Source organism: Roseomonas sp. KE0001 (genome assembly GCF_016107285.1).
Lineage (GTDB): Bacteria > Pseudomonadota > Alphaproteobacteria > Acetobacterales > Acetobacteraceae > Pseudoroseomonas.
Window position 1 is genome coordinate 42600 of record NZ_RCVQ01000009.1, and the last position, 18528, is coordinate 61127.

Here is an 18528-nt window from a genome sequence, read left to right on the forward strand (position 1 = left end):
GGCCCCGGCCTTCCGCAAACCCGCCCCGAGCGCTTCCCGGCGATCAATCCGCGTCGGCGAGAGGGCGCCCCAGCGCATGCCGCCAGTGCTGCCAGAGCAGCCGCGCCGCCAGGGAACGCCAGGGCGTCCATTCCCCGGAGAGAACCAGCAACTGCCTGGAGGCGGGACGGTCCGGGAGGCCCCTGAGGTGCTGAAGGCTGGCCGCCAGGGCGACATCTCCGTAGGGGAAGATGTCCGCCCGCTGCTCGGCGAACAGCAGGTAGACCTGCGCCGTCCATGGTCCCAGACCGCGTTGCGCCGCGAGATGAGCCAGCGCCACGTCATCCGCCATGGCCGGAAGGGCATCCAGACGCAGGCTGCCGGACAGGCAGGCAGCCGCCAGGCTGCGCAGGTGCGCCACCTTGTTGCGCGACAATCCGGCGGCGCGCAGCTGCTCGTCATTCAGTTGGAGGGAGCCTTCCGGGTCCAGGGACTTCGGGAGTGCCGCGTAGCGGCACCAGATGGCGCCGGCGGCCCTGTGGCTGATCTGCTGCCCGAAAAGGGTGCGCACGAGGCCGGCGAAGCCCCGCGGGCGCGTTCGCCAGACCAGTGGCCCTGCTTCGGCCTCGACTCGCAGGAAGGCGGGATCCCGGCGGCACAGCTCGGCGATGCCGCTCCGCGCCCAGGGCGGAATCGGGGTCACACTCATGGCATCCCTCCGATGGATGACAGCCGGCGCCTGGGAATACGCATCCCGCCGACGAAGTGAAACGAAGCGCAACAGAGCGCCGGCCGGAAAAAGCCTGTAACATGACAGCCAGGCAGCGTTGCCATATCACGGTTATGGTCGAAGTCATGGAACCGCCTCCGCATATCCTGGTCGTCGATGACGATCGGGAGATCCGCGACCTCCTCTCGAAGTTCCTCGAGCGGCAGTCCTGCCGTGTGACCGCCGCCCGCGATGCCCGGGAAGCCCGCCGGCTCTGGCCGCTCGGGCGGTACCATCTGGTGGTGCTGGACCTGATGCTGCCGGGCGAATCAGGTCTCGACTTCGCGCGCTGGCTGCGAAGCCAGAGCGATGTTCCGATCGTCATGCTGACGGCGATGAGCGAGGAGACGGACCGCATTGTCGGCCTCGAGCTCGGCGCCGACGATTATGTGGCCAAGCCGTTCAATCCGCGCGAACTGCTGGCGCGCATCCGGGCCGTGTTGCGCCGCGCCAGCGGCGAGGGGCTGGGGCAGCAGGAGCCGCCGGCCAAGGCCATCCGCTTCGCCGGCTGGACCCTGGAACCGGCGCGCCGCCGCCTGCTGAACCAGGACGGCGTGGAAGTCTCGTTGACCGGTGGCGAGTACGAGCTGCTGATGGTCCTGGTGGAGCGGCCGAACCGGGTGCTCACTCGCGATATGCTGATGGACCTGCTGCGCGGCCGTCAGGCAGGGCCGTTCGACCGCGCCATCGATGTCGCCGTCTCGCGGCTCCGCCGGAAGCTGGAGGATGACGGACGCAATCCGAGCCTGATCAAGACCGTGCGCGGTGGCGGATATGTCCTGGCGGCGACCGTCGAGAAGCTGGGCGACCGCGGGATGGAGAACAGCCCGGCGCCGACGGGCGATCTGGACATGGCCCGTTGATCCGGCCCCGTCCCGGACCTGCGAGTCCCGGCTCCGAGAGTCCGGGGTGATCCGCCGTCTGCTGCCCCGCAGCCTGGCGGGCCGGACCGCCTTCTTCCTGACGCTGGCCCTGATGGCGGTGCAGGCGGCCGGCCTGACGATCCATGCCCTCGATCGCGTCGATCTTCAGCGTTTCGCGCTGTCGCGGGAGATCACCGCGCGGGCCGGGGGTGCCTGGAGGGCGGCGATGCTGTCGCCGCCGATGCTGCGCGAGGCCGTGCTCAGCGATCTGGACCTGCCCGTGGGCCTTCAGGTCGAGCTTTCGGCCATGCCGGCCGTTCGGCTGGGGATGCCCCGCCCTTCGGCCGCCTCCCTGGAACTGTTCCAGCCGCAGTTCATCATCGGCGCCGCCCGTGTCACCCGCCCCGTGGATGTGAAGGTGGCGGGGGGCAGCCGGCCCGGCAGCCTTCTGCTCTCCCTGCAACTGCCGGACGGGCCCTGGCTCAATCTTCGCATGGCCGTTCCGCCGCCCCGGCCCTGGCATTCGCAAACCTTCCTGGTCGCCTTCTTCCTGATGACTGGCGCCGCTCTGGCCCTGATTCTGATCGCCACGCGCCGCCTGACCCGCCCTGTCTCGGCGCTGGCGCGGGCCGCCGAGGCCCTCGGCCGCGACGTGAACGCGCCGCCCCTCCCGGAGGAGGGGCCGCTGGAGGTGGCCACCGCGGCGCGCGCCTTCAACACCATGGCCGAGCGGATCCGCCGCTTCGTCAGCGACCGGACCCAGATGCTGGCCGCCATGGGGCATGATCTGCGGACCCCGATCACCCGGCTCCGGCTGCGGGCGGAGTTCCTGGAGGATGACGAGCAGCGCCGGAAGATGCTGGCCGACCTGGACGAGATGGAATCCATGGTCAACGAAACCCTGGCCTTCGCGAGGGACGAGGCCACGGCCGAGCCCTCGGTGCCGCTCGATCTCGCGGCGCTCTGCCGCACCGTGCTCGACGAGGCCGCCGATGCCAGGCCGGAACTGCCGCCCGAGGCCATCCGCTACGAAGGGCCCGAGCGCCTGCGGATCCGCGGCCGGCCGATCGCCCTCAAGCGCGCTCTCGCCAATCTTGTCGGAAATGCGCTGAACTACGGAGCGACGGCTTGCATCCGGCTTGAGGCGCCAAGTGAGACCGGAACCCTCCATCTCCGCGTCGAGGACGAGGGGCCCGGCATTCCGCCCGAATCGCTGGAGGCGGTGTTCCAGCCGTTCCGCCGGCTGGAGGTGAGCCGGAACCGGGAGACCGGTGGCACAGGCCTCGGCCTGCCCATCGCGCGCAATATCCTCCGCGCCCACGGCGGCGACGTGGTGCTCAGCAACCGCGCCACGGGCGGCATCACCGCCCTGGTGACATTGCCGGCCTGACACTCTAGGGAAGGGGCGGGAAGGGCAGTACCCGAGGCTTGGTCATGTGGTCGGCAATGCCCGGCGCACGATGATAATCCTTCTGCCAACCCTTCGCCCGCTCGGGGCTGCCTTCCTCGTGAAGCGCCTCGTTGAAGGCGCGGCGGCCCTGCCGCCATCCTCGATGAGCCGCCTCCAGCGCGGCGTCCTCGGTGATGGGGCGGCTTTGCGGCTGGTGCCGGCCGATCAGCCCACGATCGAGCGGGAAGAAGAAGCAGATCGCCTCACCGGCCTCGAAGCGGATGACATGGTCAGGCCGGGTGAAACGCCAGTTCATGGTGAAGGTCATCGGTGCCCAGTCGGTCTCGACCAGCCCCGACAATGGCATGATGCCATCCTTCGGGCTGTTCGGAGGCCCCGACACCCAGAGGCCGATCCCAGGCTCCGTGCGCAGCAGGGCATCGATGGGAAAGGTGAGGATGCCCGAACCGAAATGGCTCATCGGCCGGATGGCGCCACCGCCCAGCGGGCGAATGACGATGTCGGTCTTGCGGCTTCCGCCATTCCACCACGCCTCGAAGGCCGTGTCGCCGATGACCTCCCAGCCATGGGCATTGGCCACGGTCATGGGCAGGCAGCGGTAGGCGAAGCCATTCGGGGTCTCGTCCATCCAGCCCCGCCGGGCGGAGGCGGGGCGCAGGCCCGGGAGGGCGGGGCCTGTCTGGTAGGCGATGAGCCTGCGGGGCATCTCGTTCACGGACATGCCCGCAGGATGGATCGCCCCGGCTTAAGATCCGGTATCCCTGTGCCGTCTCAGCCCTCGTCGCCCGCCGCCGCCAGCATGCGGGAGACGGATTCCGCGCGGCCCAGCGCGAGGAGCACCGCGTCGATGGGCGGAGACTGCGTGCTGCCGGTCAGCGCCGCGCGCAGCGGCTGCGCCACGGCGCCGAGCTTGAGGCCCTTCACCTCGGCATAGTCCCGCAGCCACTTGTCCAGGTCGGCGCGTTCCCAGGGCGCATCGGTGAGGAAGATCGCGAGATCCTTCAGCCGCGCCTTCGCCTCGTCGGTCAGCAATGCCGCGGCCTTGGCTTCCATCGTCAGCGGCTGGCTGGCGACGGCGAAGGCCGCCATGTCGGCCGCCTCGACCAGGGTGCGGGCGCGCGGGAGGATATCGGGCATCAGCAGGCGGACGCGCTCGGCGCCTTCGGTGCCGAAGCTGATCGAGGGCCGGTGCGCGAGGATCTCCAGCACCTTGCCGGCCACGGCCCCGGCGTCCATCTGCCGCAGATACTGGGCGTTCAGATGCGTCAGCTTGGCATAGTCCATCCGGCTCGGGGCGCGGCCGACATCCTTCAGGTCGAAGAGCGCGATGGCCCGTTCCCGGGGCACGAACTCCTCGTCGCCATGGCCCCATCCCAGGCGCAGCAGGTAGTTGCAGACCGCCTCCGGCAGGAAGCCCTGATCCCGGAACTCCAGCGCCCCTACGGCGCCATGCCGCTTGGACAGCTTGGCGCCATCGGCGCCATGGATCAGCGGAATATGGGCGAAGTGCGGCCGGCGCCAGCCCATGGCGTCATAGACCATGACCTGGCGGAAGGTATTGGTCAGGTGGTCGTCACCCCGGATGACATGGGTGATGTCCATGTCATGGTCGTCGACGACGACGGCGTGCAGATAGGTCGGCGTTCCATCGGAGCGCAGGATGATCATGTCATCCAGCTCGCCGTTCTGCACCCGGACCTCGCCCTGGACCAGGTCCTGGATCACCGTCTCGCCCTCGCGCGGCGCCTTGACGCGAATGACGGGCCGGACGCCGGCCGGCGCCTCGGCCGGGTCGCGGTCGCGCCAGCGGCCATCATAGCGAGGCGGGCGGCCCTCGGCGGCGGCCTTCTCCCGCATCTGCGCCAGCTCCTCCGGGGTGCAGAAGCACTGATAGGCCTTGCCAGCCGCCAGCAGCATGCGGGCCACCTCGGCATGCCGGGCTTCCCGCGCGGTCTGCATCACGGGAGGCTCGTCGGGCTGCAGGCCCAGCCAGTCCAGGCTCTCCAGGATCTGCCGGACGGCTTCCGGGGTGGAGCGCTGACGATCCGTGTCCTCGATGCGCAGGAGGTACTGGCCGCCGTGATGGCGGGCAAAGAGGAAGTTGAAGAGAGCGGTGCGGGCTCCCCCGATGTGCAGATACCCGGTCGGGGAAGGGGCGAAACGGGTGCGTACGGTCATGGCTCGGTCAATTCCTTCAGGCCGTCCTTCTAGCACCGCCGCCTTCCGCTGTAGAGTGCGCGCCATGGTTGAAGAATGGCCCTAGATCTTAATCCTGAAATCCTGCCCGGCCCGGACTCCGATCGGCTCCGGCCAGGCCTGCTCGCGCGCGGGATGAACATGCTCGCCGTCATCCTTCAGCAGGAGTGGCGCGCCTTCCCCCTCTGGCTGCCGGTGGGCATGGGGGCCGGTATCGTCGGCTATTTCGCGCGGTCCACGGAGCCCGCGCGGGCCGTTCTCCTGCTGCCGCCCCTTGTGGCGCTTCTCCTGCTTGCTCTCCGGCGGCATCCGGCCTGGGCATGGCCCGCCGCCCTGGGTCTCATGATCACCACGGGCTATGCCGTCGCGGCCTGGCACGCCAGCGCGCTTCCGGCGCCCCTCACGCTCCCCGGCAAGGCGGTCATCGTCACGGGCAGTGTCGAGACCGTGCAGACCCTGCCGCAAGGACTTCGTGTCACCCTCTCCGGCGTGATGCTGGATGAAGGGCCAGGGACCCTGCCGCGCGACATCCGCCTGCGGCTGCGGAAGGACGATCCCCTCCACCCCTCCCCAGGGGACCGGCTGCGGGTGCGGGCCCTGCTGCGCGCCCCTTCCGCCCCCGCCTATCCGGGGGCCTGGGACTTCCAGCGCGACGCCTACTTCTCGGGCCTTGGCGGCTCGGGCTTCGCCATCGGGTCGGCGGAGCGGCTGCAGGAGGCGGATCGGGCACCGGTCTTCGCCACCCTGCGGGCCAGCATGGAGCAGCGGGTGGTCACCGCCTTGCCGGGGTCCGTGGGCGCCATCGCGGCGGCCCTGATCACGGGAGGACAGAGCGCCATCGCACCGGATGCCATGGCGGCGATGCGGGACTCCGGTCTGGCCCATCTGCTGTCGGTGTCGGGCCTGCACATCGCCATCGTGATGGGGCTGGGATTCGGCGTGGCCCGCTGTGCCATCGCGTTCTGGCCCTGGCTCGCGCTGCGCCATGACGGCAGGCTGCTGGCGGCGCCGGCCGCCCTCCTGCTGGGCCTGGGCTATCTGGCCCTGACGGGGTTCCAGGTTCCGATGCAGCGCAGCTTCGCCTCGGCGGCCCTGATGACGCTGGCCGTCCTGCTGGGCCGCCGCGTCTTCTCCATGCGGGCCCTGGCGCTCGGGGCCGTGGCGGTGATGCTGATCCAGCCGGCGGCCGTGCTGGGCCCCTCCTTCCAGATGAGCTTCGCCGCGGTCATGGCCCTGGTCGCGGGTGCGGAAGCGACGGCCGGCTGGATGACCCGCTGGCGACGCAGCGCCGAATGGTGGCGACGACCCCTTCTGATTCTCATGGGCTCGGTGCTGACCTCGGTTCTGGCGACGCTGGCCACGCTGCCCTTCGGCCTGTTCCATTTCGGCCGCATCCAGTTCTATGGCGTCGTCGCCAACATGCTCGCCGTGCCGGTGACCTCCTTTCTCATCATGCCCGCCGCCCTGGCCGCGGCCGCGCTGATGCCGCTGCATCTCGAAAGCTGGCCGCTGGCGGTGATGGGATGGGGCGTGGAGGTCGTGCTGTGGGTCGCGCGCACGGTCGCCAGCTGGCCGGGCGCGGCTCTCCTGGCCCGCCCCATGCCGGCCTGGGCCCTGGCCCTGACGAGTTTCGGCATGATCTGGTTGTGCCTGTGGCGGAGCCGCTGGCGCTGCCTTGGCCTTCCGCTGATCGCCACCGGCCTGTGCGCTTCCTTCTGGACCGCGCCGCCGGACGTGCTGGTTTCCGCCGATGCCCGCCTCATCGCCTTTCGTACCGATGGAGCCGTCGTCCTGCACCGTGCCAGCGGGGCGTCGAATTTCATCCGTGACAGCTGGCTTCGGGGCTGGGGAGAAGACGAAGCCGAGCCCTATTCCGACAAAACCGCCGGTGATGACGCGCTCCTGCCATGCGCCGGCCTGATCTGCCGGTTTCAGCCGCGGGAAGGAAGCAGGGCGGCGTTGCTGCTGAAGCCGGCCCGGACCCGCCGTGGCGAGACGGCGCCGCCGGTGACAGCCGCTCCGGCTTGCGGCCAGGAGGCGGCCGTACTGATCTCCCCCGAGCCCATCCGGGGCCGCTGCGAGGGCCTTCCGGTCGTCGACCGCTTCAGCGTCTGGCGCGACGGATCGCACGCCATCTGGCTGGAGCCTGGTGGAGCGCGCATCCTCTCGGACCGTGAATGGCGCGGCGACCGCCCCTGGGTTCCCAGGCCGCCTCGCCCGGCCTGGGAACGGCGCCAGGAGAACAAGCCCCTGGGCGTCAGTAGCGCCGAAGCAGACCGATCAGGCGCCCCTGGACCTTGACCCGGTCGGGTCCGAAGATACGTGTCTCGTAGCGCGGATTGGCGGCTTCGAGCGCGATCGAGTTGCCCTTGCGCCGGAGGCGCTTCAACGTCACCTCGGCGTCGTCGACCAGGGCCACCACGATGGATCCGCTATCGGCCGTCTCGTCACGGCGGATGACGACCGTGTCGCCATCCAGGATGCCGGCCCCCTCCATCGAATCACCGGCGACCTCCAGAGCATAGTGCTCGCCGTTCCCGAGCAGGGCGGTGGGCACCTCGACACTGGTCCCCTGGTCGCGCAGGGCCTCGATCGGCTGGCCGGCGGCGATGCGGCCATAGAGCGGCAGGTGCACCGCGGCCGCGTCGGAGGCGCGCGGGACGCCGGGCAGATTGGAGGCGAAATTGCCGCGGATGACATTGGGTGAGAAGGCCGGGGGCGAGAAGGCCGGGCGCGGCGCCTCCGCCCGCGCCGCAGCGGGTTCGGCCGCCATGCGCGGTCCGGCCATCGCGCTCTCGGGAAGGCGAATGACCTCAAGGGCACGCGCGCGGTGGGCGCGCCGCCGCAGGAAGCCACGTTCCTCCAGGGCCGTGATCAGGCGGTGGATCCCCGACTTGGAGCGCAGCTTGAGGGCCTCCTTCATCTCCTCGAAGGAGGGAGAGAAGCCGGTGTCCCGGAGATGCCGGTCGATGAACATCAGCAACTCGTGCTGCTTGCGCGTCAGCATAGGGCGGCTCCCGGAACCAGAGGGGCGGCAGCGAACAAAGCGCGACCGTCCACGATGTTCTACGAAAGTTCCGCATTCGCGGTCAACGGGCAAATGCCCTGAAATCCGAGGCTTGGCTGAATTTCTGAAGGATCCGCGCAGTTGCCCGGCTCAGATCCCGAACTCGTCCAGCACCAGCACCTCGACCATCGCGCCGGCTTGCAGGGCCGGCGTATGCGGCGGGCGCCGCAGCAGGCCGCCGGAAGCGGAGAGGGTTCGCAGCATGGAACTGTCCTGCCGCGATGCCGCCTGCGCGATCAACCGGCCTTCCCCGTCGCGGGACAGATCCGCGCGCATATAGTCCTCGCGCCGGTCATTCGCGGGAAGATCGTCCGCCAGCATGGCCATCCGGAAGGGAGGGGCGGCCGCCGGCAGGCCGGACAGGACCATCGTCGCCGGCCACAGGAACAGCAGCGCGCAGACAATGGCCGAGACCGGATTTCCCGGAAGCCCCAGCAGCGGCGTGCCCGCCAGATGGCCCCAGATGAGTGGCTTGCCCGGCCGCATGGCGATCTTCCAGAAGTCGAGGCGGAAGCCATGGGGCTCCAGGGCGGGCTGGATCAGGTCATGCTCGCCGACGCTGGCGCCCCCGGTGGTGACCAGGATGTCGCAAACCCTGGCGGCATCGACAGCCGCCCGGCCGATGGCCTCGCGATCATCCCCGGCGATGGGCAGGATCAACGGTGCTCCACCGCCGGCGCGGACCAGCGCGGCGAGGGCATGGGCATTGGATGAGACAATCCCACCCGCCGGCACCGGCTCGCCCGGCAGCACGATCTCGTCTCCCGTCGCCAGGATGGCGATGCGCGGTGCCCGATGCACCGTGAGCCAGGCGTGATTCGATGCCGCCGCGAGTCCGATATCCCGCGCGGAAAGGCGACGGCCGGGCGTCAGGAGGACATCGCCGGTGCGGAAATCCAGCCCCGCCTCGCGAATCCACCGGCCCTTCCGGGGCGCTTCGCGCATCCGCACCTGGCCGTCCAGGACCTCCGCATCCTCCTGCAACAGGATGGTATCGGCGCCGGGGGGCAGCAGACCGCCGGTGAAGATGCGGATCGCCTCGCCGGGTCCGATCCTGCCCTGATAGGGATGCCCGGCTGGCGCCGCGCCGATCACCCGCAGCATGCCGCCTTCCCGCGCATCCTCGGAGCGCAGGGCATAGCCGTCCATGGCGGAGACATCGGCCGGCGGCTGGGTCAGCCGGGCGACGACCGCCGCCGCCAGCACGCGCCCCCAGCCCTCGGCCAGCGCCACCGTTTCCGCGCCGGTCGGCCGCAGGCCGGCCAGGATGCGGCCCCGCGCCTCCTCGACCGAGATCACGGCGCGGCCTCCCAGCGTCCCGACCGGCCGCCTTCCTTTCGCATCAGGCCGATGCCCTCGATGGTCATGCCCCGGTCGATCGCCTTGCACATGTCATAGACCGTAAGGGCCGCGACGCTCACCGCCGTCAGCGCCTCCATCTCCACGCCCGTCGGGCCGGTGGTCTTGACCTCCGCCTCGATCAGCAGGCTCGTCTCCCCCTCGGGCCGCAAGTCCATCCGCACCGATGACAGGGCCAGCGGGTGGCAGAGGGGGATCAGGTCGGCCGTCCGCTTGGCGGCCATGATCCCGGCCAGACGGGCCACGCCCAGCACGTCGCCCTTGCTCATCCGTCCCGCGCCGATGGCGGCCAGGGTCTCGGCGGCCATCCGGACGCAGCCGCGCGCGAGCGCGATCCGCACGGTGTCGGACTTGGCCGAGACATCGACCATGACGGCCCGGCCCTCCGGGTCGAAATGGGTCAGGGCGGGCGGGGGCGGCATCAGGCCTGGACCATGGCGCGGGCGGCCGCGGCGACATCCGCCTGGCGCAGCAGATGCTCGCCCACCAGAATGCAGCGGGCGCCCGCCGCCGCCATGCGGCGGACATCGGCTGCGTCGCGCAGTCCGCTCTCGGCGACCGGGATGCGATCGGGCGGGATCAGCGGAACCAGCTCCTCCGCCGTCGCCAGATCGGTCTTCAGGCTCCGCAGATTCCGGTTGTTCACGCCGATCAGCTGGGTGCGGAGGCCGAGCGCCCGTTCCAGCTCGTAGCGGTCGTGCACCTCGGCGAGAACCGCCATGTCCAGGCTGCGCGCGGCGTCCTCCAGCTCTCTGGCCTGTTCGTCGGACAGGGCGGCCAGGATCAGCAGGATGCAGTCCGCGCCCATCGCCCGTGCTTCGAACACCTGATAGGGGTCGATCATGAAGTCCTTGCGCAGCACCGGCAGTCCGCAGGCCCCGCGCGCCATGACCAGATCGGCCGGGCTGCCCTGGAAGTGGGGGCCATCGGTCAGTACCGACAGGCAGGCCGCCCCGGCGGACTCGTAGGCCCTGGCCAGGCCGACCGGATCGAAGGGATCGCGGATCAGGCCGCCGGAGGGCGAGGCCTTCTTGATCTCGGCGATCAGGCCGATGCGCCCCTCCGCGACCGCCGCGAACAGCGCGCCCGTGAAGTCGCGCGGCTTGCCCACGTCACGCACGCGCCCCTCCAGTTCGGAAAGCGGCGTGCTGGCCGCCCGCTCGCGGATCTCCGACGTCTTGTCGGAGAGGATGCGCAGCAGGGTGTCGGGCAGGGCCTCGGTGTTCATGGGGCTTTCCTCGAAGGCGGATGTGGCAGGCCGGGAGGCAGGCCAGGAGGCAGGATGGACAGCGTCACGGGGAAGGCCCCTCAGTCCGGCCGGGTTTCAGGCAAGGCCGTCGCCCGGCGCAGGCGTTCCAGCACCTGCAGGGCCGATCCGTCGTCGACCGCCCGGCCGGCCCGGGCCGCGGCCTCCCGCAGATCGGTCTCGACACCGGCGACGATGAGCGCCGCCGCGGCATTCAGCAACACGCAGTCCCGATAGGCGCCCGTGGCACCCCGCAGCAGCTCTTCCAGCGCCACGGCGTTCTCGGCCGGGTCGCCGCCTTTCAGGGCCTCCACCGGCGCTTCCGGGAGTCCCGCATCGGCGGGCGCGAGGGTGAACTCGCGGATGCGTCCGTCCTCCAGCTCCACCACCTGGCTGGGCCCCGAGAGGGTCAGCTCGTCCAGCCCCTGGCCATGGACCAGCCAGGCCCGCTCGCTGCCGGTCCGCAGCAGGGTTTCCGCCATGGGGCGCAACCACTGCGGCGCGAAGGCGCCGGTCATCTGGCGCTTCACCCGCGCCGGGCTCGTGAGGGGGCCCAGCAGATTGAAGATCGTGCGGGTGCCGAGCTCCATTCGCGGGCCTGCGGCGTGGCGCAGGGCCGCATGATGACGGGGCGCCATCAGGAACACCATGCCGGCCTCGCGCAGGATGGCGGGCAGGGCGGCGAGCGGGGCATCGAGATTGATCCCCAGCGCCGACAAGGCATCGGAGGCACCGGAGCGCGAGGAGAGGGCGCGGTTGCCGTGCTTGGCCACCGGGACGCCACAGGCCGCGACCACCATGGCGGCGGCGGTTGAGATGTTCAGCGTGCCCGCGCCGTCACCGCCCGTTCCCACCAGATCGATGGCATTCGCGGGGGCCTCGACGGCGATCATGCGGGCCCGCATGGCGCGCACCGCACCGGTCATCTCGGCGACGGTCTCACCGCGGACCCTCATCGCCATCAGCAGGGCGGCGATCTGCGCGGGCGTGGCCTCGCCCTCCATGATGATGCCGAAGGCCTGCTCCGCCTCGCTCTCGGCGAGACGCTCACCCAGCGCCAGCCGGGCCAGGACGGGCTTGAGGGACTGCGCCATCACGCGGCCTGGTGCCGGGGCGGCAGGCGGATGCCGGCCATGTCGATGAAGTTCCGCAATAGGTCATGCCCGTGTGCGCTGGCGATGCTCTCGGGGTGGAACTGCACGCCCCAGATCGGCAGGTCACGATGAGCGAGGCCCATGATGAGCCCGTCCTCGGTCCAGGCGGTGACCTCGAGCGCGGCGGGCAGCCCCTCGCGGCGCACGATCAGGGAGTGGTAGCGCGTCGCGGGGAAGGGATCGGGCAGGCCGGCGAAGACATCCGTGCCCCGGTGGTGCATCGGCCAGACCTTGCCGTGGACGGGAGCCGGGGCGCGTTCCACGATGCCGCCGAAGGCCTGGCCGATGGCCTGGTGCCCGAGGCAGACACCCAGGAGCGGAAGCCGGGCCGCGGCGGCGGCGTCGATCAGCGGCAGGCAGAGGCCCGCCTCGTTGGGCGTACAGGGGCCGGGCGAGAGGAGGATGGCCTCCGGCCGCAGGGCCATCGCCTCCTGCACCGTCACGGCATCGTTCCGGCGAACCTCGACCTCGGCGCCAAGATCGCCCAGGAAGTGATAGAGATTGAAGGTGAAGCTGTCGTAGTTATCGATCAGGAGGATCATGGCTTCGCGACCCGTTCTCCGGTCCGGGCGCCACCTCGAAGGGGTGGTCGCCTCAGACAATCCGCGACAAATGCGCGCCCCGCGCGCGGAAAAGATGGCCGGGGCGCGCTGTTCGCCCCGGCTATGGCCATCGATTTTGCTTGAAGAACAAGGATCTGCCGAACATTGCTAGCGCCGATCCGCAGCAAATCGGACGGCTTCCTCGGCGGCACGGAACAGGCCGCGTGCCTTGGCGTGGGTTTCCTCGAACTCCGCGACCGGATCGGAATCCGCCACCACCCCGCAACCCGCCTGGACATGCATGACCCCGTCCTTCACCAGGGCGGTACGGAGGGCGATGCAGGTGTCCATGCCGCCGCCGGCGCTGAAATAGCCAACCCCGCCGGCATAAAGGCCACGGCGCGAGGGCTCCAGCTCCTCGATGATCTCCATGGCGCGGACCTTGGGCGCCCCGGAAAGGGTGCCGGCGGGGAAGCCCGCCGCCAGCGCCTGCAGGGGGCCGACGCCAGGACGCGCGTTGCCGCGGACCTCGCTGGCGATATGCATGACCTGGCTGTAGCGCTCGATGGTGAAGCTCTGCGTGACGCGGACGGAGCCGATGCGCGCCACCCGGCCCACATCGTTGCGGCCGAGATCGAGCAGCATCAGATGCTCGGCCCGCTCCTTCTCGTCCGCCAGCAGTTCGGCCTCCAGGGCCCTGTCCTGCTCCGGCGTGGCGCCGCGCGGCCGGGTGCCCGCCAGGGGGCGGACGGTGACCTCCCCATCCCGCAGCCGGACCAGGATCTCGGGGCTGGCGCCGACCGCGGCGTAGCCGCCAAAATCGAAGAAGAAAAGGAAGGGCGCCGGGTTGATGCGCCGGAGCGCCCGATAGAGCGCAAAGGGCGGCAGGCCGAAGGGCACCGAGAAGCGCTGGCTGGGAACGACCTGAAAGACGTCGCCGGCGCGGATATACTCCTTGGCCCGCTCCACGACGGCCAGGAAATCCTCGCGGCTGAAATTGCTGGCCGGTTCCGGCAGCGCCGGCAGGCGGGCGGCGGGGGCGGGGCGCGGCAGGGGGCGGTCCAGGGCGGCCTCGGCCTCGTCGAGCCGGGCCATGGCCGTGTTCCACGCATCGCGCGGGTCCTGCCCGGGATAGACCGGCGTGCACAGCGTCATCGTGTCCCGCACGTGATCGAACACCACGGTGAGGGTGGGGCGCATCATCACCGCATCGGGAATGCCGAGGACATCCGGCTTGAGGGCCGGCAGGGCCTCCATGTGCCGGACCATGTCATAGCCCAGATAGCCATAGAGCCCGGCCGCGATGGCCGGCAGCGCCGGCGGCAGCGGCAGCCGCGCCTGTCCGATGGCGTCCTCCAGACTGTCCAGGACCGTCCTGTCGTCCGGCTGGAAGGCATGCGGCGCGGAGAGGGCATGCCGGTTGATCTCGGCCTTGCCGTCGCGGCAGCGCCAGATCAGGTCCGGTGCCAGGCCGATCGCCGAGTAGCGGCCTCGCGCCGCGCCGCCCTCGACGCTCTCGAACAGGAAGGCGGGGGCCTGACCCTGCACCAGCTTAAGATAGGCCCCGACCGGCGTGTCCAGGTCGGCGACGCGCTCACGTGACAGCACCTGACCTCTCCCAGCCGCCAGGGCCGCGGCGAACTCCTCGAAATCCAGGTTGGCCGAAAGGCTCATCGGGCGCTGACCTGTCCCACCACGGCTTCGTTGTAGGACACCGGGGTCCGGGCCCGCAAAGCATCCAGGAACTGCGCCTCCAGATCGCCCAGCATGGCCTGCTCCACCGCGCTGCGGACCTGACCCAGAGCCAGGGCGTCGCTGTCCGGGTCATAGGGCAGAATGCGCTGCACCTGCGCCACGGCGAAGCCGTCGATGGTCTCGGCCATGGTGCCGCCGTTCAGTCCCGCGGCGAAGATCGGCTGCAACAGCTCCGGCGGCAAGGTCTGCGGCGCGCGCTGCGGATCGCGCCCGAAGGGGCCGACGGTCTGGAAGGCCAGGCCGGCCTCCCGGGCGGCCTCGGCCAGGGGCTTGCCGCCCTCGACCGCGGCGAGCAGGGCGGAGGCCCTTTCCTCCTGCGCCCGGCGGCGGGCATCCACGAGATAGGCGGCATGGACCGCATCGCGCACCGTCTCGAAGGGGCGCAGCGCCGCCGGCGTCACCTCCTGGAGATCGAAGGCGAAGAGGGCGGCCTGACCGGCCTCGGCCAGCCGGGGCTGCTGGCCCTGCTCGGCGGCGAAGAGGGCGCGCTGGACGATGTCCTTCGGGCCTCCCTCGAGCGGCAGGGCGACGGAGGTGCCGTCCGGGTCACGGCCGTTGGCGTCCAGCCTGGCCTCGGTCACCGAGAGGCCGAAGCGGCGCGCGACGTCCGCCAGGGAGGTGCCGGCGGCCAGGGCGTCCTCGACCTGGTTGGCGCGGTCATAGGCGAGGTCCGCCGCCCGCTCGTGCTGCAATTCGCGGCGAAGCTGATCGCGCACCTGGGACAGGGTGACGCTCTCGCCCGGCACGATGGCGGTCACCTTGAGAACGTGCCAGCCGAAGGCGCTCTGCACCGGCTCGCTGATGCCGCCTTCCGGCAGGGCGAAGGCGGCCTCGGCCAGTTCGGGCACCGGCAGCCCGGCCCGGTCGACCTCGCCCAGCGCCAGGGCCTGGCCGCCATCGGCCTGCGCGGCCGCCTCGATCGCCGGAAGGTCCGCGCCCGCGCGCCAGACGCCGGCAATGGCCAGAGCCTGCTCGCGGCTGGGCAGGAGCGCCTGCTCGATGCTCCGCCGCTCCGCCTTCTCGTACTGGCCGCGCCGTGTCTCGAAGGCCGCCTGAAGTTCCTCCTCGGTCGGGTCGATCTCCGATGCCAGGACATCGGGAGACAGGACGGCGATCACCGCGCGGCGATACTCCGGCGCCGAGAAGCGCTCGGGATTGGTTTCATGGAAGCGGCGGAGTTGCGCCTCATCCGGCTCGGCCGGCTCGGCGGCGGCGGCGAGCGGCAGCCGGACGACCTGCGCCACGCGTTCCTGCCGCTGCCAGGCCAGGAGGGGCCTGGTCAGCGCGTCGGGGCCGGCGGCGCCGGCACGGACGGCGCCGACGAGCTGCTGGCGGCGCAGATCGGCGCGCAGCAACGAGAGGAAAGCCGGCTCGGTCAGGCCGTTGCTGCGCAGGAAGTTGTCGAGCAGGGCGCGGCTGAACCGGCCATCCGTGCCCTGGAAGGCGGGAATACCGAAGACGTAGTCGCGCACCGCCTCTTCGGGCACGGCGATGCTCAGCCGCTCCGCCTCCCGCAACTGCACCCGCTGCATCACCAGGCTTTCCACGGCCTGGCGCGAGACGGCCTGCGCCATCTGCGGGGTGATGTCGAAGCCGCTGCCGAGCTGGCGCTGCATCTGCGCGAGCTGCCGCCGGGCGGTTTCCTGAGCTTCGGGAAGCTCGATGGGTTCGCCATCGACACGCGCGACGGCGGTGTCGTTGCCGAAGTTCCGAACCACGTCCTCGATGCCCCAGATGGCGAAGGAGAGGATCAGAAGGACGAAGAGACCCTTGGCGAACCAAGTGCCGGCGAGGCGGCGCAGTGCAGTGAGCATCGTATTCCGCAGCGGTGGAGGCCGGCGGACCATAGGCAAAAGGCGCCCGGTTGCCAAACGCCGCCGGCCCCTGTAGCGCGGCAGGGCATAATTCCACGACGCTGGACCGGAGAGGAAAGCAGGACATGACCCCAGGCGTGCGGCCGCTGATCGCGGGAAACTGGAAGATGCACGGCACCCTGGCCGAGGCCACCGCCCTGGCCCGTGGCGTGGCCGCCGGTCCTGCCGCCGGGGCCGACCTCTTGGTCTGTCCACCCTTTCCGCATCTGGCGGCGGTTTCGGAGGCCCTGCGCGGCAGCCACGTCGCGCTGGGCGCCCAGGACTGTCATGCGGACGCCAAGGGCGCGCATACCGGCGACGTCTCCGCGCCCATGCTGAAGGATGTCGGCGCCCGCTTCGTCATCCTGGGCCATTCCGAGCGCCGTGCCGATCATGGCGAAAGCGACGCGGTGGTGAAGGCCAAGGCCGAGGCGGCGCTGGCCGAGGGGCTGGTGCCGGTGGTCTGTGTCGGGGAGAGCGAGGCGCAGCGGCTCGCCGGCGAGGCGGAAGCGGTCGTGGCCGGCCAGCTCGCCGGCAGCCTGCCCGCCGGCTTCGCCGCGGCGGGCGGCGTGGTGGCCTATGAGCCGGTCTGGGCCATCGGTACCGGTCGTACCCCGACAGAGGCCGACATCGCCGCCATGCACGCCCGCATCCGCGCCGAGCTGGAGCGGAGCTTCGGCGAGGCCGGCGCAGCGCTGCGCATTCTCTATGGCGGCTCGGTGAAGCCCGGCAACGCGCAGGCCATCCTGGCTCTGCCGCATGTGGATGGTGCCCTGGTCGGCGGCGCCAGCCTGAAGGCGGAGGATTTCCTGGGAATTGCCGGGGCCGTCTGAGGTCCGGCGGCCCTGATTCCCGCGGTCGGGACCGCCTCCGGGACCTCCCTTGGGACTTCCCTTGGGGAAGGCATGGCGCGAGACTGGCGCGCCATGCCAAACGACCTCACCGCGCGGGTTCTGACCGCGCTCGATTCCGCCCGCGCCGAAACGGAGGCCAGCCTCATCGAATGGCTGCGCATTCCGAGCGTCAGCGCACAGCCTGCCCACGCGCCGGACTGCCGAAAGGCGGCCGAATGGCTGGGTGAGCAACTCGTAGCGCTGGGTTTCCAGGCGGGATTGCGGGAGACGCCGGGCCATCCGGTGCTGATCGCGACCCATCCCGGCCCGGGCCCCGAAGCGCCGCACGTCCTGATCTACGGACACTACGATGTCCAGCCGCCCGAGCCGCTGGAGCTTTGGACCAGCCCCCCCTTCGATCCGGCGATCGTACCTGGCCCCCGGGGTCAGCGGATCGTGGCGCGCGGGGCAGTGGACGACAAAGGCCAGGTGATGACCTGGCTGGCGGCGCTGCGGGCCTGGAACAGCGCCGCCGGCGGCCCTCCGGTCCGTGTCACCGTGCTGGTCGAGGGCGAGGAGGAGATCGGCAGCCCCAACCTCGACAGGGTGCTGCGGGAGGAGCGGGAGCTTCTCTCGGCCGACATCGCCGTGATCAGCGACACCAACATGTGGGATCCGCGGACGCCCGCCCTGACGGTCAGCCTGCGCGGCCTCGCCTATGTGCAGATCGACCTCCGGCGGGGCGAGCGGGATCTTCATTCCGGCCTGTTCGGCGGTTCGGCGGGAAATGTCCTCAACCTGCTGACCGAGATCCTGGGGGAGCTTAAGGACGCCGAGGGGCGCGTTCAGATCCCCGGATTCTACGACGGCGTGGCCGAGCCCGATGCGGCGCAGCGGGCCGCCTGGGCGGCGCTGGATTTCGACGAATCCGCCTTCCTGGCCGCTCAGGGCCTCTCCGTTCCCGGCGGCGAGGCGGGCCGTGGCGCCCTGGAACGCCTCTGGGCCCGCCCGACGGCCGATATCAACGGTATCTGGGGCGGCTATATGGGCGAGGGGTCCAAGACCGTCATCGCCTGTGAGGGTCATGCCAAGCTTTCCTGCCGCCTCGTGCCGGGACAGGACCCGCAGAAGATCGTCGAGGGGATCCGGGCCTTCGTCCAGCCGCGCCTGCCGGCGGATGCGCGCTTCGGTCTTCAGGTCTTTGGCCTGGCGCCCGGGATCGCCATGGCCACGGACTCGCCCTGGATGACAGCGGCGCGGGAGGTGCTGGAAGAGGAGTTCGGCCGCTCCGCCGTGCTGGCCGGGGGCGGGGGATCCATTCCGGTGGTCTCCAGCCTCAAGGGTATCCTGGGCCTGGACAGCCTGCTGATGGGCTTCGGACTGGACGACGACCAGGTCCACAGCCCGAACGAGAAGTTCGAACTCGCCTGCCTGCATGCCGGCGGGCGGAGCCACGCCCGCCTTCTGGCGGCGCTGGCCGGGGCGCGGTAGGGAGCGGCCG

At 70.8% G+C, this 18528-nt stretch carries 16 protein-coding genes; 5 read left to right on the forward strand and 11 right to left on the reverse strand.

Features of this window, described 5'->3' with window-relative positions:
- Positions 1–43 precede the first annotated feature (43 nt).
- Positions 44–688 (reverse strand): DNA-3-methyladenine glycosylase, encoded by a 645-nt coding sequence (locus D9598_RS17070; protein ID WP_198367755.1) that lies wholly within the window; start codon positions 686–688, stop codon positions 44–46.
- A 146-nt stretch (positions 689–834) separates the two neighbouring features.
- Here D9598_RS17070 and D9598_RS17075 point away from each other — a divergent pair, with 146 nt between their 5' ends.
- Positions 835–1611, forward strand: a complete 777-nt coding sequence (locus tag D9598_RS17075; RefSeq protein ID WP_198367756.1) for a response regulator — start codon at positions 835–837, stop codon at positions 1609–1611.
- A gap of 46 nt (positions 1612–1657) precedes the next feature.
- Complete coding sequence (locus D9598_RS17080) at positions 1658–3001, forward strand: ATP-binding protein (RefSeq protein WP_370592065.1); 1344 nt, start codon at positions 1658–1660, stop codon at positions 2999–3001.
- 4 nt (positions 3002–3005) lie between these two features.
- Here the strand turns inward: D9598_RS17080 and D9598_RS17085 are convergent, their stop codons facing one another.
- Positions 3006–3743 carry a DUF6065 family protein gene (locus tag D9598_RS17085; RefSeq protein ID WP_370592066.1) on the reverse strand — a complete coding sequence of 246 codons (738 nt, stop codon included), beginning with the start codon at positions 3741–3743 and terminating at the stop codon, positions 3006–3008.
- Between the two features lie 50 nt (positions 3744–3793).
- A complete protein-coding gene (gltX, locus tag D9598_RS17090; protein WP_198367758.1) occupies positions 3794–5200 on the reverse strand; it encodes a glutamate--tRNA ligase in 1407 nt (468 codons plus the stop codon).
- A 159-nt stretch (positions 5201–5359) separates the two neighbouring features.
- On the opposite strand from gltX, the gene D9598_RS17095 reads away from it, so the two are divergent.
- Positions 5360–7519: a ComEC/Rec2 family competence protein gene (locus D9598_RS17095; protein ID WP_232477376.1), complete on the forward strand. Its 2160-nt coding sequence runs from the start codon at positions 5360–5362 to the stop codon at positions 7517–7519.
- Here the strand turns inward: D9598_RS17095 and lexA are convergent.
- The 8 genes from lexA to D9598_RS17135 all read right to left on the reverse strand — a co-directional run bounded on the left by lexA (position 7476) and on the right by D9598_RS17135 (position 16155).
- Positions 7476–8225 carry a transcriptional repressor LexA gene (gene lexA, locus D9598_RS17100; RefSeq protein WP_198367760.1) on the reverse strand — a complete coding sequence of 250 codons (750 nt, stop codon included), beginning with the start codon at positions 8223–8225 and terminating at the stop codon, positions 7476–7478. The genes D9598_RS17095 and lexA overlap by 44 nt on opposite strands.
- 150 nt (positions 8226–8375) lie before the next feature.
- Positions 8376–9584: a gephyrin-like molybdotransferase Glp gene (gene glp, locus D9598_RS17105; RefSeq protein WP_198367761.1), complete on the reverse strand. Its 1209-nt coding sequence runs from the start codon at positions 9582–9584 to the stop codon at positions 8376–8378.
- A complete protein-coding gene (gene moaC, locus D9598_RS17110; protein WP_198367762.1) occupies positions 9581–10066 on the reverse strand; it encodes a cyclic pyranopterin monophosphate synthase MoaC in 486 nt (161 codons plus the stop codon). Before moaC ends, glp begins: the two co-directional genes overlap by 4 nt.
- Complete coding sequence (trpC, locus tag D9598_RS17115) at positions 10066–10872, reverse strand: indole-3-glycerol phosphate synthase TrpC (RefSeq protein WP_198367763.1); 807 nt, start codon at positions 10870–10872, stop codon at positions 10066–10068. The genes moaC and trpC overlap by 1 nt, the downstream gene beginning before the upstream one ends.
- A gap of 80 nt (positions 10873–10952) precedes the next feature.
- Positions 10953–11984 carry an anthranilate phosphoribosyltransferase gene (trpD, locus tag D9598_RS17120; protein WP_198367764.1) on the reverse strand — a complete coding sequence of 344 codons (1032 nt, stop codon included), beginning with the start codon at positions 11982–11984 and terminating at the stop codon, positions 10953–10955.
- The gene (locus D9598_RS17125; protein WP_198367765.1) at positions 11984–12586 is read right to left on the reverse strand and encodes an aminodeoxychorismate/anthranilate synthase component II; all 603 of its coding nucleotides are present in this window, start codon (positions 12584–12586) and stop codon (positions 11984–11986) included. Before D9598_RS17125 ends, trpD begins: the two co-directional genes overlap by 1 nt.
- Before the next feature lie 168 nt (positions 12587–12754).
- A complete protein-coding gene (gene trpE, locus D9598_RS17130; protein ID WP_198367766.1) occupies positions 12755–14260 on the reverse strand; it encodes an anthranilate synthase component I in 1506 nt (501 codons plus the stop codon).
- Positions 14257–16155, reverse strand: coding sequence for a peptidylprolyl isomerase (locus D9598_RS17135; protein WP_198367767.1), 1899 nt, complete (start codon positions 16153–16155; stop codon positions 14257–14259). Before D9598_RS17135 ends, trpE begins: the two co-directional genes overlap by 4 nt.
- A gap of 137 nt (positions 16156–16292) precedes the next feature.
- Here D9598_RS17135 and tpiA point away from each other — a divergent pair, with 137 nt between their 5' ends.
- Together tpiA and D9598_RS17145 are read left to right on the forward strand one after the other, a co-directional pair.
- Positions 16293–17027, forward strand: a complete 735-nt coding sequence (gene tpiA, locus D9598_RS17140; RefSeq protein WP_198367826.1) for a triose-phosphate isomerase — start codon at positions 16293–16295, stop codon at positions 17025–17027.
- A 72-nt stretch (positions 17028–17099) separates the two neighbouring features.
- Positions 17100–18518: a dipeptidase gene (locus D9598_RS17145; protein ID WP_232477378.1), complete on the forward strand. Its 1419-nt coding sequence runs from the start codon at positions 17100–17102 to the stop codon at positions 18516–18518.
- Positions 18519–18528 lie beyond the last annotated feature (10 nt).

What these genes read in the sequence shown, in the direction of transcription:
- D9598_RS17070 (WP_198367755.1), bottom strand. Translation starts at nt 688, where the DNA reads ATGAGTGTGACCCCGATTCCGCCCTGGGCGCGGAGCGGCATCGCCGAG.
- D9598_RS17075 (WP_198367756.1), top strand. Translation starts at nt 835, where the DNA reads ATGGAACCGCCTCCGCATATCCTGGTCGTCGATGACGATCGGGAGATC.
- D9598_RS17085 (WP_370592066.1), bottom strand. Translation starts at nt 3,743, where the DNA reads ATGTCCGTGAACGAGATGCCCCGCAGGCTCATCGCCTACCAGACAGGC.
- gltX (WP_198367758.1), bottom strand. Translation starts at nt 5,200, where the DNA reads ATGACCGTACGCACCCGTTTCGCCCCTTCCCCGACCGGGTATCTGCAC.
- D9598_RS17095 (WP_232477376.1), top strand. Translation starts at nt 5,360, where the DNA reads ATGCTCGCCGTCATCCTTCAGCAGGAGTGGCGCGCCTTCCCCCTCTGG.
- lexA (WP_198367760.1), bottom strand. Translation starts at nt 8,225, where the DNA reads ATGCTGACGCGCAAGCAGCACGAGTTGCTGATGTTCATCGACCGGCAT.
- moaC (WP_198367762.1), bottom strand. Translation starts at nt 10,066, where the DNA reads ATGCCGCCCCCGCCCGCCCTGACCCATTTCGACCCGGAGGGCCGGGCC.
- trpC (WP_198367763.1), bottom strand. Translation starts at nt 10,872, where the DNA reads ATGAACACCGAGGCCCTGCCCGACACCCTGCTGCGCATCCTCTCCGAC.
- trpD (WP_198367764.1), bottom strand. Translation starts at nt 11,984, where the DNA reads ATGGCGCAGTCCCTCAAGCCCGTCCTGGCCCGGCTGGCGCTGGGTGAG.
- D9598_RS17125 (WP_198367765.1), bottom strand. Translation starts at nt 12,586, where the DNA reads ATGATCCTCCTGATCGATAACTACGACAGCTTCACCTTCAATCTCTAT.
- trpE (WP_198367766.1), bottom strand. Translation starts at nt 14,260, where the DNA reads ATGAGCCTTTCGGCCAACCTGGATTTCGAGGAGTTCGCCGCGGCCCTG.
- D9598_RS17135 (WP_198367767.1), bottom strand. Translation starts at nt 16,155, where the DNA reads ATGCTCACTGCACTGCGCCGCCTCGCCGGCACTTGGTTCGCCAAGGGT.
- D9598_RS17145 (WP_232477378.1), top strand. Translation starts at nt 17,100, where the DNA reads ATGGCGCGAGACTGGCGCGCCATGCCAAACGACCTCACCGCGCGGGTT.